Source organism: Pseudomonas lini (genome assembly GCF_001042905.1).
In the GTDB taxonomy this organism is placed as follows: Bacteria; Pseudomonadota; Gammaproteobacteria; order Pseudomonadales; family Pseudomonadaceae; genus Aquipseudomonas; species Aquipseudomonas lini.
This window is the reverse complement of record NZ_JYLB01000005.1, coordinates 343,634-359,044: the sequence shown is the minus strand read 5'-3', so window position 1 is coordinate 359,044 and position 15,411 is coordinate 343,634. Positions and strand designations below refer to the sequence as shown.

At 55.7% G+C, this 15,411-nt stretch carries 14 protein-coding genes; 4 read left to right on the top strand and 10 right to left on the bottom strand.

All coding sequences use genetic code 11. From position 1 onward, the window contains the following. Positions 1–68 precede the first annotated feature (68 nt). Positions 69–716: a peptide-methionine (S)-S-oxide reductase MsrA gene (gene msrA / locus TU81_RS17025; RefSeq protein WP_048396110.1), complete on the top strand. Its 648-nt coding sequence runs from the start codon at positions 69–71 to the stop codon at positions 714–716. 108 nt (positions 717–824) lie between these two features. Here the strand turns inward: msrA and TU81_RS17020 are convergent, their stop codons facing one another. Next, positions 825–1,661, bottom strand: a complete 837-nt coding sequence (locus tag TU81_RS17020; protein WP_048396109.1) for a 23S rRNA (adenine(2030)-N(6))-methyltransferase RlmJ — start codon at positions 1,659–1,661, stop codon at positions 825–827. Positions 1,662–2,051: 390 nt separating this feature from the next. Here TU81_RS17020 and TU81_RS17010 point away from each other — a divergent pair, with 390 nt between their 5' ends. Genes TU81_RS17010 through TU81_RS17000 form a run of 3 tightly spaced genes read left to right on the top strand, consistent with a single transcriptional unit; the run spans position 2,052 to position 3,621 of the window. After that, positions 2,052–2,636: a PAAR domain-containing protein gene (locus TU81_RS17010; RefSeq protein ID WP_048396107.1), complete on the top strand. Its 585-nt coding sequence runs from the start codon at positions 2,052–2,054 to the stop codon at positions 2,634–2,636. Next, positions 2,636–3,208: a type VI secretion system amidase effector protein Tae4 gene (locus tag TU81_RS17005; RefSeq protein WP_048396106.1), complete on the top strand. Its 573-nt coding sequence runs from the start codon at positions 2,636–2,638 to the stop codon at positions 3,206–3,208. The genes TU81_RS17010 and TU81_RS17005 overlap by 1 nt, the downstream gene beginning before the upstream one ends. Continuing rightward, positions 3,205–3,621 carry a T6SS amidase immunity protein Tai4 family protein gene (locus TU81_RS17000; protein WP_048396105.1) on the top strand — a complete coding sequence of 139 codons (417 nt, stop codon included), beginning with the start codon at positions 3,205–3,207 and terminating at the stop codon, positions 3,619–3,621. Before TU81_RS17005 ends, TU81_RS17000 begins: the two co-directional genes overlap by 4 nt. A 68-nt stretch (positions 3,622–3,689) precedes the next feature. On the opposite strand, the gene TU81_RS16995 is transcribed toward TU81_RS17000, so the two are convergent. The 9 genes from TU81_RS16995 to putP form a co-directional block, all read right to left on the bottom strand. Beyond that, a complete protein-coding gene (locus TU81_RS16995; RefSeq protein ID WP_048396104.1) occupies positions 3,690–4,007 on the bottom strand; it encodes a hypothetical protein in 318 nt (105 codons plus the stop codon). Positions 4,008–4,396: 389 nt separating this feature from the next. Beyond that, the gene (locus TU81_RS16990; RefSeq protein ID WP_048396103.1) at positions 4,397–4,684 is read right to left on the bottom strand and encodes a contact-dependent growth inhibition system immunity protein; all 288 of its coding nucleotides are present in this window, start codon (positions 4,682–4,684) and stop codon (positions 4,397–4,399) included. Continuing rightward, positions 4,684–4,905: an RNase A-like domain-containing protein gene (locus TU81_RS31180; protein ID WP_390176100.1), complete on the bottom strand. Its 222-nt coding sequence runs from the start codon at positions 4,903–4,905 to the stop codon at positions 4,684–4,686. Before TU81_RS31180 ends, TU81_RS16990 begins: the two co-directional genes overlap by 1 nt. Before the next feature lie 156 nt (positions 4,906–5,061). Next, positions 5,062–5,337, bottom strand: a complete 276-nt coding sequence (locus TU81_RS16985; protein WP_231983808.1) for a hypothetical protein — start codon at positions 5,335–5,337, stop codon at positions 5,062–5,064. Positions 5,338–5,392: 55 nt separating this feature from the next. Then, entirely contained in the window at positions 5,393–5,809 is a 417-nt protein-coding gene (locus TU81_RS16980) for a hypothetical protein (RefSeq protein ID WP_048396102.1), read from the bottom strand. Continuing rightward, complete coding sequence (locus tag TU81_RS16975) at positions 5,809–10,617, bottom strand: RHS repeat-associated core domain-containing protein (RefSeq protein WP_048396101.1); 4,809 nt, start codon at positions 10,615–10,617, stop codon at positions 5,809–5,811. Before TU81_RS16975 ends, TU81_RS16980 begins: the two co-directional genes overlap by 1 nt. After that, positions 10,617–11,354: a DUF4123 domain-containing protein gene (locus tag TU81_RS16970; RefSeq protein ID WP_048396100.1), complete on the bottom strand. Its 738-nt coding sequence runs from the start codon at positions 11,352–11,354 to the stop codon at positions 10,617–10,619. Before TU81_RS16970 ends, TU81_RS16975 begins: the two co-directional genes overlap by 1 nt. Continuing rightward, entirely contained in the window at positions 11,344–13,362 is a 2,019-nt protein-coding gene (locus TU81_RS16965; RefSeq protein WP_048396099.1) for a type VI secretion system Vgr family protein, read from the bottom strand. Before TU81_RS16965 ends, TU81_RS16970 begins: the two co-directional genes overlap by 11 nt. 361 nt (positions 13,363–13,723) lie before the next feature. Then, a complete protein-coding gene (gene putP, locus TU81_RS16960; RefSeq protein ID WP_038978647.1) occupies positions 13,724–15,208 on the bottom strand; it encodes a sodium/proline symporter PutP in 1,485 nt (494 codons plus the stop codon). Positions 15,209–15,411: the final 203 nt, after the last annotated feature.

The window sequence follows — 15,411 nt, the reverse complement described above, 5'->3', positions numbered from 1 at the left end:
AACCGGGCGTCATTAGGCAAACTGACGGTCTGTGTATTTACATCTCAACCTGACTGAGAGGACTGATCATGGTCTTGCGCTCGGAAATCCTGGTGAACAAAAACGTGCTCCCGACTAAAGAACAAGCTCTGCCTGGCCGCGAAACCCCAATGACCGTGCCGGAAAAACACTTCGTCCACGACGCCCCGCTGCTGGGCCCGTTCGTCACCGACGTGGATTTCGCGATCTTCGGCCTGGGCTGCTTCTGGGGCGCGGAACGCAAGTTCTGGCAGCGCGAAGGGGTGGTCAGTACGGCGGTGGGATACGCCGGCGGTTTTACGCCAAACCCGACGTATGAAGAAGTCTGCTCGGGCCTGACCGGCCACAGCGAAGTCGTGCTCGTGGTCTACGAGCCGGCAAAAGTCAGCTACGAAGCGCTGCTGAAGATGTTCTGGGAACTGCACAACCCGACCCAGGGCATGCGCCAGGGCAATGACATCGGCACCCAGTACCGCTCGGTGATCTATGCCACCAACCCGGCCCAGTTGGCAGCCGCCAAGAACAGCGAGAAAGTATTCCAAGCGGAACTGACGAAGGCTGGCAAAGGCACCATCACCACCGAAATCGAAGAAGCCCCGACGTTCTACTTCGCCGAGGCGTATCACCAGCAGTACCTGGCGAAAAACCCTGAAGGGTATTGCGGGATTGGCGGTACAGGCGTGACTTGCCCGATCTAACCGCTTAAAGCAAAAGATCGCAGCCTTCGGCAGCTCCTACACGGTTTTGCATTCACCCTGTAGGAGCTGCCGAAGGCTGCGATCTTTTGATCTTGCCGTTGATCTACCTTATTCGGCAATCAACCAATCCATCTGCCACCCACCCTGGGTCTGCCCAAGCTTCTTGGACAACCACGGCAGCAACTCACGCAATTCCTCTTCCAGCCCCCACGGCGGATTGGCAATCGCCAACCCCGAACCATTCAGGCTATTGGGCGTATCCAACGGATGCACCAACAACTCCACCCGCAACAACTTCGGCGCGCCCGTACCGGCCAAGTCCTGATAAAAACGACGCAACAGGCGCTGATCCTTCACTGGATACCAGATCGCCGCCACCGTCTGACGCATCCGGCCAATCGCTTCTTTCAACGACGCCGCACAACGCTGCATTTCATCGAGCTGCTCAAACGGTGGATCAATCAACATCACCGCCCGCTTCTCCTGCACCGGCAACATCGCCCGCGGCACATGCCAGCCTTCGCCCAAGTGAACCTTCACCCGACGATCACCGGCCATGTTGTCCTTGAGCAGCAAGCCATCTTCGGGGTGCTTCTCATTGAGCATCAGCCGATCCTGCGGCCGCGTCAGCCGCCGCGCCAACTCCGGCGACCCCGGGTAATAGCGCAACTGGCCATCCGGGTTCATGTCGTGCAGCACCTTCATGTAATCGGCAGTCAGCGCCGGCAAATCCGGCTGATCCCACAACCGCGCGATCCCTTCCAGGTACTCGCCGGTACGACTGGCCTGATCGCCCTGCAGGTCATACAGACCAATACCGGCGTGAGTGTCGAGATAGGCAAACGGCTGCTCCTTGCGCGACATCAAGGCGATGAGGCGGGTCAAAGTCAGGTGTTTGAACACATCGGCGTGATTGCCGGCATGGAAGGCGTGGCGATAATTCATGATTGCTCCTGCGAAGGCCGGGAAGTTTACCTTGTACGGGGCTGGACGTCAGGGGTTGGTGGCTGAGCGGACAATCCTGATGCCGCCAATTCTGCACGGTGATCGTTCCCACGCTCTGCGTGGGAATGCCTCAAGGGACGCTCCGCGTTCCAGCCACACCGCCGCTGTGGAGCCAGACACCGATGTGACGCAGAGCGTCACGGGCTGCATTCCCACGCAGAGCATGGGAACGATCGCGACCCCTGTAGGAGCTGCCGCAGGCTGCGATCTTTTGATCTTGCTCTTGCGCGAGCAACATCAAGTCACATCTTGTCCAAGCCTAGCCATCGTGCCGCTTACATATGAGTGCGAAGATCGGACCGACCTGACACCCGTAAAATGGAGATTTACATGGGACGGAAAATAATTGGTATCGGTGCGCCCACATCAACCGGTGGTTCCGTGCTGGAAGGAAATGTCGGTATTAATATCGATGGCGCGGTGAGCACCTCATCCGTCGGGCACATGGCAAGTTGTCCAGCCTGCAGCAAAGGAAAAGGCCCCATCGTCGCAGTCGGACCTCGAACCATTACGTTACCGGCCGGATTGGTTGCTCTGGAAGGTGATTACGTCGCCTGCGGCTGCCCTCCACAATCCAACAAGGTGATCTCCGCTCAGTCATCTGTGTATGGCGGAGCCGAACACAACAAAGCAGATTTTTCAGGCATTACTGCCCTGATCAATCGTCCCAAGACCATCACCGATATTTCCTTGTCCTATGGCGATGCCCAAGTGCCTGTTGAGTCAGTCTCACGGTTCTATACTGACCTGAACATACACGTAAAAACCTCGGGCTATTTGCCAGGTGAAACAGTTACCGTCAACCTTAGCGGCCCAATCGAAAATACTTTAACAGGGATTGTGGATGCCAAAGGAGTAGCTATCATTCCGAACGCATTTGGAAGCGAAGTTATCAACATGGAAGGTGAAGCATAATGGCTAAGGTCATCATCAATTCTAGCGGCATCTCTTCTAGCATCTCGGTTAAAAGACCGCGATTTAGCACCTTATGGAACGCATATGCAGAAGTAGGACATAAGTCATCCATAGATGTTTATGGCCTTGTCGGAGGTCCTGTCGAGGCGGCAAGGGCAGACAAACCTGACGCCTATGCAAATGCTTGCGCCTTAAGGATAAGTAGGGCATTTAACTACGGCGGATATAAAATACCCAAAGGTACGATCATACCAAATACCTCAATCTATCGACTTGCCGGAGCAGATCAACTCCCCTATATCATGAAGGTGATAGATTTTCTTGCCTTCCTGAAACATAATTGGGGTGAACCTGACCATACAATAACTCAAAGCAATTTAAATTTTATAAATGGAAAGAAAGGCGTCATCATTATGGAAATCACCGGATGGAGCGATGCAACGGGGCACGCAACTCTCTGGGATGGGAACGTGACCGGTGACGGCAGCGACTACCATCGTCAAGATAGCCATACTTATGAAAATCCAAATGTAAAACTGAACAAAATAAACTTCTGGGAATTGAAGGGATGACACGCTCACGGTTAATTCTGTTTTTACTTCTACTCATTTCAAGTCGAGCTATATCTGCGGAAGTGGATATCGACAAAGCTCGGGAAATGCTGAAAGACTATGGATTAGCCAATTGCATAGCCAATCAGTTCAAAGGCGAATCAGAAATAAAATCTGATATAGGCCTTGCCATCGGGGCCTACTCAGCAATGGGAAAAGGCCAGCATCTAATAATACAAAATGAAGACACCCTGGAAGTCACACACGATCCATACATGGAAACCGAAAAATTCATGCTTGACGCTTACACAAACTCTTCATCGGTCAGCAAACACTCAGATAAAAAAATGGTTTTTTACGCTTGCCTTGAGATTTACAACTCCGAAGAGCTGAACACATTCATAAAATCTCAGGATCAATATTTACCAAAATAAACGCTAAAAATCGAAAAAGACATGATCCTTCCTACAGCCATGTGGGAAGGATCACCCTCTCGCCGATGTTACGGTTGCGCCCGTAACCGTCGCCCGATCACATCCAGCACATCACAGCCATCTCGCAATGGAATGGCACAGAGCAAAGCAAAATCACTAAGAATGAACGACTCACACTCAACCGAACCGCGCATAGACATGTTCTCCAGCACCTGCGTAACGGCGCGAATTCGGTAGTTGGCAGCGTCATACAGAACATCGATCGGCGCGTGGGTATCGACGAACAGGGTCGGCATGTCGGTGCAGTTGCTGGTCAATGCCATGAAGCGGTTTTCGGGATGAGGAATTATTTTTTCGTAGGGAGGATCGGGTGTAAGGGTCGTCATTATTTGATAGGCCTTTAGCTATTAACTCAAAAAGCTACCAACGGCCTTCCTACGGGCTTTGGGTGGCAGCCGTGCGCGGGAGTAGGAAACTGAGGGCCATCAAACTCAGCCACGTCGAAACGTGTCCCGCACACAGCCGCCGCGAACGATGTTACGGGCACGTATAAAGTGCCGCAAATCAAACGACAGTACTGATGCGCGAATGACCTTCAAGGGTTCCTACACCCTGCCACTGCATTTGCAGTGACAGCCAAAGACTATCCATGAATCTCACCTCGCACCAGTTCATGGAAACCGATACGTTTTGAAGGAAACTTCCGACGACCTTGCCCAGAAATTTCTCTTCCTCCTTCACCCGATGAGCGCAGAAAAGCTAACAGGATTCACTGCTAAAGCATGCTCAAAATATGCTCCAACCATGCTTTACCTGAGGGCCACGCATAGGGGTAATAGTAAGAACATCCAATTTCCTCAAACAAAAAAACCTGCAATTCCTCTTCACTTTGGATAGAACGTAAAACGACCTGCAACTCATCCTTCACTTGAGAAATCCTTTCTGGAGAAGATTCAGCAACAAACGATCGAACGACATCATCTTCTGACTCGTGATCACAGCTCCAATCCTCATGAAAGTAGCCAGCCAAGAACTGAAATAGTGCCGGAAATCTTGCGCTCATTACTCTGCATATCCTGTATGTATTCGATAACCATCTGGCATTCGCTGGTCCTTGCGTAAAAGTAGATACACCCCGGATACAGGCATAACGGTGGATGCTCTACGTCTTAAAACAACTCCAACTGGATAAGGGACAGAGTCACTAATAATGATCTGAGTGTCTCGAAGCTGGCAGCAAAAATAAACCCATCCTCTTTGTTGGCCTGCCCGCCAATTGAGAATATATCCGCCCCCCGCCGCTCAAAATCCGGCACCAAAATCAAAAAGTCACATCAATACGAATCACATTTATTTTAATAAATTTCTGGTTAAAAAACGGGTAGTCATAATGAATATCTTGAGCATCGAAATCAATAAAAGACCTTAATACGGCACCATCTAATAGCCCGCCAACACACATGAAAAATTATCATCCTCCATTTCAACTCCAATATATTCATCCTGACTTACTTCCATGTCGATGCTATCAGGCAAAACCAATTCAAACTCAACCTCGTAAGTTTTACCGATTTCAATTTTAAATGGACAGAAGTTAATAAAGCATTGGATTATTACGCCATTGACAAACAAAACAAACGCCTCCTCGACGACCTCGTCAATCTCCATGATAAGCGCACTATACTTCTTAGGCATAAAGGGGACGAATTTATTCATTACTCTTGAGAATGCCGACGCGCGGGAGTCCGACTGACAGGCACCACCTTATCCATCACCAACTGTCCCGATCTTCAAGACTCGCCAAAAGAAGATCTTCCTTCCATGCCTCCTGAGCCAACAAATAGACATCTTGAAGAAATCCACGGGGATCCTCCAATGCATACCACTCACCACGCGGCCAACTACCTGCATCTTCTTCATCTATATCAAACAAACTCTGAAAATCATAAGACGCATCGCTTAGCTTTTCCGCTAGAAAATCCATCAGCACGAGCTTATGTCTATAGGACAGATAACCTAGATTCAAGCTGTATCTTTTGATCAGCTCCGCTCTGTCAAAGCGGTCATTAGGATTAAATACTTCCAGTTCCGCACCCCGAGTTTCCTCGCGATCATAAACATCAAAAACGCCAATAAACCACATCAAATCTGGTTGAAACTCTTCATTTAAAAATGGATCTCGCAACATCACTCCCCCCCCGAAGGATAAGCAGTAAAAGGCCGCAGCACATTATCCTTATTGAACTTAACTTCAAACCAATTCAGATCTTCATTTAGTCTTGGTCTACTAACGTCTTTCTTGTTTGGCTTATAACCACGCCCGGCCCCAGGTAGTTCCATCCTTACAATCGGATACTGATTGTGGTCCTTCCCTGTATGCGGGCTCAAACCTAACGCTTCCCTTGTCATAGCTTTATTCAACGCCCCCAAATGCATACGCCAGTTTCTGAATTGAGAGCTCGAGTTCCCTTTAGCGCCTTTCGGAACCTCACCGGTATGAGGATCGGCCCCATTAACTGCTCGTTGTTTGAGCGCTTGGTCAGATATTTCTGAGCTGTGTTTTTTGACTGTGTGCATATCGTATTTTGCTTCCATTTCTTCAACACGGCGCTTCGCATTCGCCTCAGCCAACTCATCAATCCGCGCCCTCCGCTGATCACCTGTCAGCTTCGGCAGCGCCGGCTCACCTTCATCAACCTTAGCGCCAGTCGTATCATCCGGCGCCCCACACCCAGGCTTATTCGGCGGCGGGCAATTCCCGCTCAACCCCAACGGATCAACCCACCCCGTCGGGTTCGGCGTGTACTGGTACTGGTTCAGCCCACCCGCCAACTTGATCGGGTCCGGCGTCAGGTACCGACCAATATCCGGATTGTAGTAGCGATGCCGGTTGTAGTGCAGGCCGCTCTCGGCGTCGAAGTACTGCCCTTGAAAACGTAGCGGCTGTTCGAGTTGTTCTCCCGCGTCGTGTTTGAGGCTGGTGACCTTGCCGTAGGCGTTGTACTTCGCCGACCAGATGATGTCGCCGCCGTAATCCGTCAGTTCCTGTGGCGTGCCGAGGTGATCGAGTTGGTAGTAAAACGGGCAGGCCTTTTTCGGGCCTTTGCCGTCGAGCATCGCCAGCGGGCGGAAGCTGCCGGGTTCGTAGACGTAGCTGCGGTAATGTTCGCGGCTGCTTTCGGCGACGAGGTGGTCGCCCTGCCAGAAGAACTCGGTGGTTTTGCCATCAACGGTTTTGGCGATGCGACGACCGAAGGTGTCGTAGCAGTAGCTTGAGCAACAACCGTCCGGGGTGGTGACGCCGATCAGCCGGTGCTGGCAGTCGTAACGGTATTCGGTGACGAGTTTCTGCGCGGTGCCGCGGCGTTCGCGGATGAGGTTGCCGAAGGGGTCATAGTCGTAGTGGCGGTCGCCCTGCATGAGCAGGCGATTACCCAGCACCTTCGCGGCGCCGGGACGGTCCTGCATCAGCAGGTTGCCGGCCGGATCGTGGGCGAAGGTTTCCGGTGGGGCGTCGCGGGAATGGCGGACGCGGGTCAGATGGTTGAGCGGGTCGTACTGGTAGCTGCGCTGGCCGTGGCGGGTGTCGGCGATCTGGTCGAGATTGCCGTTGAGGCCGTAGGCATAGTCGCGGCGGTAGAGGTTTTTTTGCTGTTGGCTGACAGCGTGGGCCTTTAGTCGGCCCTGATCGTCGTAGGCATATTCGCTGAGCAGCAGGCCTTGCTGACGTTGCTGTTCGCGGCCGGATATGTACGTGTGGGTTGTAAGACGCGCGCCGTTGAGATCGATCGCCGTCAGCGCGCCGCCCTTGGCGTGGTGGTAATCGAGTTTGCTGCCGTCTGGCAGGCGCAGGCGGTTGAGCTGGCCGCAGGCGTCATAGGCATAACGCAAGGTGCCCCAGCCCTGATGTTCGGTGATCAGGCGATCCTGCTGGTCGTACTCGAATTCCAGCGGATGGTCGTGGCCATCGTCGACGCTGATCAATCGACCCAGCGAGTCGTAGCGGTACTCGACCTGGATGCCGTCGGGCAGGGTCTTGGTCAGCAGCCGTCCGGCCGGGTCCCGCTCATAAGCCGTAACCAGTTGCGAGCCGTCGTCGCCGAACTCGGTTTTCTCCAGCAGGTGGCCGTTGAGGTCGTAGGCATACGCGGTGCGGCGGCCGTCGAATCCGGTTTCCTGTCGGATCAGGCCGTTGGCCGTGTAGTCCAGCCGATATTTTTCACCGGATTCGTTTTCGATTTCCGTGAGCAGCAGCTGCGCGTTGTCGTAGCGGTACTGGAGCTGGGTTCCATCCGGATTGATCCGGCGGCTGACCAGGTGCAGGTCGTCGGCGTATTCGTAGCGGGTGACGCGGCCGAGTTCATCGCGTTCAGCGGTGATCTTGCCGTAGGCGTTGTAGCTGAATCCGCGAGTGGCACCGGTAGGCAACGTCGTCTGGATCAGTCGGCCGACGGCGTCCCACTGGTAACGGGTGACCGCTCCGTGTTCGTCCTGACGGGTCGTCTGCCGCCCCAGCGCATCGTAGGAAAAGCGTCGCTGCCCACCGTCCGGCAAGGTTTCTTCGACCAGTTGCCCCAAGGCATTCCAGACGAACACATGCCGGCTGGTGTCCGGGTAGCGGATCGACAGCAGTCGGCCTTGTTCGTCGTAGTGATAGTGGGTGACCTGCCCGTCAGGATCGGTCGCCTCGGTGACATTGCCCTGCGCATTGCGCTGGTATTTCCATACGGCCTTGCCGCGATAGCGCGCATGCAGGAAACCGTTGCGATACTCGAAGGTCGTTGGCTCGTCTTCCGGCGGAATCAGCGCCACCAACCGTCCGACGTCGTCGTAGCGGTATTCAGTGACGGCCCCGAGCGGATCCTGCTCGGCCACCAACCGGCCCTGATCGTCATAGGCCTTGAGCTGTTCGCCACCATCCAGCTCGACCTTGCGCACCAGCCGTGCGCGGTCGTCGTGGAGATAAACCTCTTGGCTGCCATCGACGTTATGAACCGTGACGCTGCCCTGGTCGTCCCAGACGTAGCACGCATCCATCTGCGCAAACGACGCCCAGTGCCGGACGCAGCGCGCCGCCTTGCCGGACCGTTCCCACGCCCAGAAGAAACTCGCGCCACCGGCCAGTTGCCGCTGCAAAATCACGTGCCGGTCGTCGTAGTCGTAGCGCTCGCTTTCCCCGGCGGCGTTGCTCGCTTCGATCAGCTGATCGCATTCGTCGTAGCGATAACTGACCAGCGTCTGCTCGGTGTGCCAGGTCGCCTCGGCGAGGGTCTGCGCCGGAACGAAACGCTGGTAGTCGACGGCGATCAGATGGGCGCGGTCATAGCGCAACAGCAAGGCGCGGCCGGCGCCGTTGTCGAGGCGCTGGATGCGCTGCTGGCGGTCGCGGCTGACGCGCAATCGGTTGTCGTACGCGTCGCTGATCGCCGTCAGCCGACCGTTGTGGAAGTGGTAGAAACGCAATTCATCGCCGGCCTGGGCGAGGATCAGTTCTTCGGGCTCATCGCCGAGATAAATCGCCGCGCGCGACAGGCTATTGTGGATCGCCGGGCGTTCATGGTTCGGTAATGGAAACGGGGTACGGCGGTTTTCGTGGTCGATCCAGATGACCTGATCGCCGTCAATTTCCAACCGATGGGCGAGCGAATGACTCCAGCCAAAACCCAGCCCGCAGTCGATCTCGGCAGCACTGGTGCGATAGAGCCGGGTGAAGTCGAACGACAGGAGCCCGTCCAGCGCACCGTCGGTGAGGGTCAGCAGTTCTTCGCCGGTGACCATCGACACCGGGCATTTGTTGGTGGCGGTTTTATCCGCGGAATCGGCGCTGTCGCCGTTGGGGTTTTTCGCCTGATCCGGGACGTCGTCGTGGTGTTCGTCTTTTTTCAGTGTGGTGTTCTTGCGGCCATTCCAGCGCAATTGCATGCGACCCTTTTTCAGTCCCGCTGCAACACCGCGCGCGGCGACTTTTTTATAGCGGTCGACGTACTCCATGAAGTTGTTGATGATCGCGACCATCGACTTCACGAAGCCCATTGCGGCCTGAAAAATCTGCGCGCTGTACTTGGCCAGGCGCACCGTCAGCCAGGCAATGCCTACCCCCACGACACTCAGCACCAAGCCAATTAACAAGTCGATGACCAAACCGACCACGACCTTGGAAATGGCTTCAGCCGAGGACCCGGCAAGTTGCGAAGGTGGCAATGCTTCGAGCCATAGCACTGCGGTGCGTACCAGCAAACACAGTGCTGCCTCGTCGCTGGCCAGCAACATGGCCTTTTCCATTTTGTCTGGGGCAGTGACGGCCAGATCGGCGAGTTGACCGGCACTTTCACCGAGCTTTTCGGCAAAGGCGTCGGGGTCTTTCAGGATGTCGGTGAGTTCACCAATGCCATCCCAAACAGCCTGAATCGCAGCCCAACTTCCTGCGAGCACTCCATTGCCCACTGCCGCTAACGATGCCGATGTCGATTGCTGCGACCATTGCGGTTTGAACCCTTCCCACTCCTTGCGCAGCCAGCCCTCCAGCTCTATGGTCAGGCCATCGTAGGAGGAGAACAGATCATCGATTTGAGTTGGGGTGACTTCACTCTGGACATGAACGCGATAGAACTTTCCGGGTAAGCCTTCGAACTTCCCTTTGCCGTTCTCATCGAGCGTCACAGGCGTCGACTTACCGCCATCCATGGCGATCACATCGACCTGAATATTCCCCAACGGAATGTCATAAACTGATTCGAACTTGCTCTCGATTTCCAGAATTCCATTTGCCGGACACTGCGCAACACCCGACAAGAAATCATCATCGCCACTGCTCACAGCAGTCGTGGTGTTCCCAAGTTTTATCAGCCGCTCCATGTCCATCAGCGACGGCATATCCATCGCCCGGCTAACCCTGTTCGCACTCCTGCTCAAGAAGCTGCCAAGTTGCTGGCGATACAAACTCAAGGTGTCTTTGAAACCGTCGAGCTCCTGCTCGATCCGTACGATCTGATCCATCAGTCCAGCTCCGATATCAGGTAATCCACCAAAGCTGATTTCGGTGCTTGAGGCAGGTCCGGCGCTTGCAAAAAGGTCGCGACTTTGTGCCGCAACACACTTTCGGAAAGCGCTTCGTAAAGGTCTGGGCGGTCTTCGTTCAACCACTTCATCAAGTTGTTGATGCGGGTTGTGGCGGACTCAGTGGAGAGGTGTTTGAGCAGTGATTCAGAAACTTCCCACCACGGAAAATCCCTAGCGGTTTTCAATGCACTGCCACCGATATCGAGCGGTTGCCCATTGATCAAACAACGCTCGATGACAGGCATTAACTGCGTGGCGTTAACGTCGACAGACTGCAGAATCGACAACAAATAACGCGCATCCCAAAAACGGAAAAACACCACGTTGCCGTTTGGTAAAAGAACTTGAGTGAGACTGCGCAAATGTTCGACCAGCGCTTCTTGAGGGGCAGAAGAAACCGCCAGCCAACCCCAGTCACGAGACTCAGTAGTGGCGACCCACTCCAGAAACTCACTGCCAGCCGCGACGATTCCGACATAGGGCATCACCGCTTCCCACTCGGCATACGCGGTGTCGGCCCAGATCGGGCTCGGCGCTTGAGCCGTGATCGAGCGTTGCCAGGCTTTGAACGGTTCAGCAGCACTGGCACTGCTGAAGATCGCGAACAGTTGCTCCGACGGTTTCAGCGGCTGGCGTTCCAGCCAGGCGAGAGGTGACAAGGCATCAGGCGGCACAAACACCGTCCTTGCAGCGCTCGCATTCTTCGCAGAATGGCGCGTCACTTTGCAGGCTGAGTATTTGTGCGGCACTGAGCAGCGCCGCTGGGGCGGCTGCGAGTTTCAACGGAGCATCCGGCAGGCTCGGCACCGCCGCCATGGCTGCCATCGGCGCACCACCGACCTGAATCGGCACGCTGCTGAAAATTCCGCCGGGGCCGATGTTGATCCACTGCCCCCCTGCTTGAATGGTCGCGCTGGCGCCGCCGTCGATGACCACTTGCTGGCCGGCGCTGACGTGGAATTGCTGACTGGCGTTGAGGGCCTGACTGGTCACGCGAATGTGTCGGTCGCCGACCACCACCAGGTGATCGTCCAGCCGCACTTCGGTCTGGCGCTGACCGTGGGTGATGCGTTTTTCGTCAGCCTTCAACTCATGGCGGGCGGTGCCGGTGACGACGATGCTGCGCTGGTTATCGACCTGTACCTGTTGATCGTTCAGTACATGCTGAGTCCAGTTTCGCTGGGCGCGCAGGTAGATTTCCTCGGCGCCTTTGCGATCCTCGATGCGCAATTCGTTGTAACCGCCGCCACCGGGACTACTTTGGCTGCGGAAAATGCTGCGGGTCTTGTCCGCCGGCAGATCGAGTGGCACCGGGGTCGCCGCGTTGGGCAGGCAACCCATGACCAGCGGTTTGTCGGCATCGGCGTCGACGAACCCCACTAGCACTTCCATGCCGACGCGCGGAATCATCACGCTGCCGTAGCGGTCATGCGCCCAGCCAGTGGCGACACGCAACCAGCAACTGGAATGCTCGTTGAGCTGACCGTCACGGTCCCAGGCGAGTTGAACCTTGACCCGGCCGTACTCGTCGCAATGGATTTCGCTGTCAGTCGGGCCGGTAACCACGGCGGGCTGATAGCCAAGCATGCGTGGCTTTTCTGGCCCCAGCGGCGGGCGAAAGGAAACGTCCCACGGCGTCGCCAGAAAGGTATTGCGATAGCCTTGGAAATCATCCGGGCTGTCGCTGGTGGCCGACTCTTCCAGCACCTGCGGCTGTCGGCCACGGTGTTCGATTTCGGTGATCAACCACAGGTCATTCCACGTCTGACGCGGGTGTTCGGCGAGGTGTAGGAAATGCCCACTGACCAAAGCAGATTCGTCGCCGCGACCTTCGGCTTGGCGGTAATCTGCAGCGTGGCGCTCCAGAGCCCGTTGAGCCAGTTGTTTACCGTGATCGCGATCGGTGAATTGGCCGGGATAGTGGTAGTCCTCGAGCACCGGTCGCTGCTCACTGTCGAGGCGGCTTTCGAGTTGTAAACGCGGTTTATGGAAGTCGTAGTCCCGGCGAGTGACCGCGGTGGTCCGGGTTTCCAGCCGCACGTTGAAACGCTTGATCGCTGGTGCATCTGCCGCCATCCCGCTGCCCGGCAGGTACAGCGTCGGCTCGGGCAGCCGGGGGAAAACCGTCTGATCATCGCCGAACACCAACAGATGCCCGTCGGGGCTGTGCTGGAAGTGGTAATGAATGCCGACTTCTGCACATAACCGCTGGATGAATGCCAGATCGCTTTCGGTGTATTGCACGCAGTACTCGCGCTCGGGGTAGTTGCTGCCGAGCTGGAACTCGTAGGCATCGCGCTGGATGCCGTGGTCTTTGAGGATTTGCGTGACAATCGTCGGCACACTTTTGTGCTGGAAAATTCGCTGATTGATGCGCCGAGCGAGGTACGCCAGACGCGGTACGAGACTGATTTGGTAGCCCGTCAGACGTTGGCCGGAATCGCTCTGGCCGACGCGAAAAATCTGACCGTGAATACCGGAACCTTGCGCATCGAAACTCAGAAACGCCTGACGGTGCAGCAGGCTTTCGAGTTCTAGATCCGGGCGCTCACTGACCAGTTCCAGGTCAAAACGGTAGGGTTGGCTGATGGCTTCCTTGCCCGTGAACTCAAGTACCTTGAGCTCATTCTGGACGCCGTCTAGGGTCAACATGAAACGCGGTTGATTGGCAGGCGCGAACATCCGATGTGTCTCTGCAGAATGAAGGCGGGCGATTCTGCATGAGCGACAAGGGGTGTTGAGGGAGGGACAGGGAAATCAGATTTGTCCTGCTTTTTTAGGGATTTTTCCTTCAAAAATCGGGATGTTTGGCTACAGACATTCCTCGCAGATGTAGTGTGTTGCTGCGGATGGCCTCTTCGCGGGCAAGCCTCGCTCCTACAGTTCTGCGGCGAACACAAATCCTGTAGGAGCGAGGCTTGCCCGCGAAGGCGTCAGTACTGACACCAAACCTTTCCCCAAAACAAAAAAAACGGCCCGCCCCCAAAAGGAAGCAGACCGTTTTTCATGTTCAGCAAAAGATCAGAGCATCAGCTCATCCCCATCACTTGTTCAGGCGGAAATCCTTCTCGGCCGCGGCAAAGCGCTGAAGCATGCCGGCGGTCGGTGCGCCCATTTTGCTGACGAAGTAGATCGCCAGGCTGGCGAAGATGAAACCAGGGATGATTTCGTACAAGCCCAGCAGTTCGAAGTGTTTCCAGACGATCACGGTGATCGCGCCGACCAGGATGCCGGCCAGTGCGCCGTTGCGGGTCATGTCTTTCCAGATCACGGAGATCAGGACGACCGGACCGAAAGCGGCACCGAAACCAGCCCAAGCGTAGCTGACCAGACCCAGTACACGGTTTTCCGGGTTAGCCGCCAGAGCGATGGCAATCAGGGCAACCAGCAGAACCATGGCACGACCAACCCAGACCAGTTCCATCTGGGAAGCGGTTTTACGCAGGAAGGTTTTGTAGAAGTCTTCGGTCAGGGCGCTCGAGCACACCAGCAGCTGGCAGCTCAGGGTACTCATTACCGCAGCCAGAATGGCCGACAGCAACACACCGGCAACCCATGGGTTGAACAGGATTTTGGCCAGTTCGATGAACACACGTTCGTGGTTTTCGGTCACAGGACCGGCCACTTCAGGGTGCGCCGAGAAGTAAGCGATACCAAAGAAACCTACAGCGACGGTGCCGCCCAGGCACAGGATCATCCAGGTCATGGAGATGCGACGAGCGTTGGCGATCGACTTGACCGAATCCGCCGCCATGAAACGCGCCAGGATGTGCGGCTGGCCGAAGTAGCCCAGGCCCCAGCCCATCAGCGAGATGATGCCGATGAAAGTGGTGTTTTTCAGCATGTCGAAGTTGCTAGCGTCTTTCGCTTCGATGGCCAGGAACGTGGTGTCGACGCCGCCGGTCGCCAGCAGCACGATGATCGGCGTCAGCAGCAGGGCGAAGATCATCAGCGTAGCTTGTACGGTGTCAGTCCAGCTCACTGCCAGGAAACCACCGACGAAGGTGTAGGCAATCGTCGCCGCAGCACCGGCCCACAGCGCTGTCTCGTAGGACATGCCGAAGGTGCTTTCGAACAGACGGGCGCCGGCCACGATGCCGGAAGCGCAGTAGATGGTGAAGAACACCAGGATCACGACCGCGGAGATGATCCGCAGCAAGCCGCTTTTATCTTCAAAACGGCTGGAGAAGTAATCCGGGAGGGTCAGTGCATCGCCGTTGTGCTCGGTCTGCACGCGCAGACGGCCGGCGACGAACAGCCAGTTCAGGTAAGCACCGATGATCAGGCCGATGGCGATCCAGCTTTCGGAAAGACCGGACATGTAGATAGCACCTGGCAGGCCCATCAACAACCAGCCGCTCATGTCGGAAGCGCCCGCGGAGAGTGCGGTCACGACGCTGCCCAGGCTACGACCGCCCAGAATGTAGTCAGAAAGGTTGTTGGTGGAGCGATAGGCCATGAAGCCGATCAGCACCATTGCTGCGATGTAGATCACGAACGTGATCAGGGTTGGATTGCTTACGCTCATTGAGTTACGCCCTGGCATTGTTTTTATGTAACGGCGGCTGGTGAACCGCTCGCAAACGACGACGTTTGACAGACGATTCCGGATACCGCGCATTTATGACTGATGTTTCCCCAGGAAAGCCATCAGCCGGCACACCGATCTTTTTGACCGGTTGCACCTTGGCCGCGAATGCTATTCAACAAAGCAAATAAGGTGCAACCAGT

What these genes read in the sequence shown, in the direction of transcription:
- msrA (WP_048396110.1), top strand. Translation starts at nt 69, where the DNA reads ATGGTCTTGCGCTCGGAAATCCTGGTGAACAAAAACGTGCTCCCGACT.
- TU81_RS17020 (WP_048396109.1), bottom strand. Translation starts at nt 1,661, where the DNA reads ATGAATTATCGCCACGCCTTCCATGCCGGCAATCACGCCGATGTGTTC.
- TU81_RS17010 (WP_048396107.1), top strand. Translation starts at nt 2,052, where the DNA reads ATGGGACGGAAAATAATTGGTATCGGTGCGCCCACATCAACCGGTGGT.
- TU81_RS17005 (WP_048396106.1), top strand. Translation starts at nt 2,636, where the DNA reads ATGGCTAAGGTCATCATCAATTCTAGCGGCATCTCTTCTAGCATCTCG.
- TU81_RS17000 (WP_048396105.1), top strand. Translation starts at nt 3,205, where the DNA reads ATGACACGCTCACGGTTAATTCTGTTTTTACTTCTACTCATTTCAAGT.
- TU81_RS16995 (WP_048396104.1), bottom strand. Translation starts at nt 4,007, where the DNA reads ATGACGACCCTTACACCCGATCCTCCCTACGAAAAAATAATTCCTCAT.
- TU81_RS16990 (WP_048396103.1), bottom strand. Translation starts at nt 4,684, where the DNA reads ATGAGCGCAAGATTTCCGGCACTATTTCAGTTCTTGGCTGGCTACTTT.
- TU81_RS16985 (WP_231983808.1), bottom strand. Translation starts at nt 5,337, where the DNA reads ATGAATAAATTCGTCCCCTTTATGCCTAAGAAGTATAGTGCGCTTATC.
- TU81_RS16980 (WP_048396102.1), bottom strand. Translation starts at nt 5,809, where the DNA reads ATGTTGCGAGATCCATTTTTAAATGAAGAGTTTCAACCAGATTTGATG.
- TU81_RS16975 (WP_048396101.1), bottom strand. Translation starts at nt 10,617, where the DNA reads ATGGATCAGATCGTACGGATCGAGCAGGAGCTCGACGGTTTCAAAGAC.
- TU81_RS16965 (WP_048396099.1), bottom strand. Translation starts at nt 13,362, where the DNA reads ATGTTCGCGCCTGCCAATCAACCGCGTTTCATGTTGACCCTAGACGGC.
- putP (WP_038978647.1), bottom strand. Translation starts at nt 15,208, where the DNA reads ATGAGCGTAAGCAATCCAACCCTGATCACGTTCGTGATCTACATCGCA.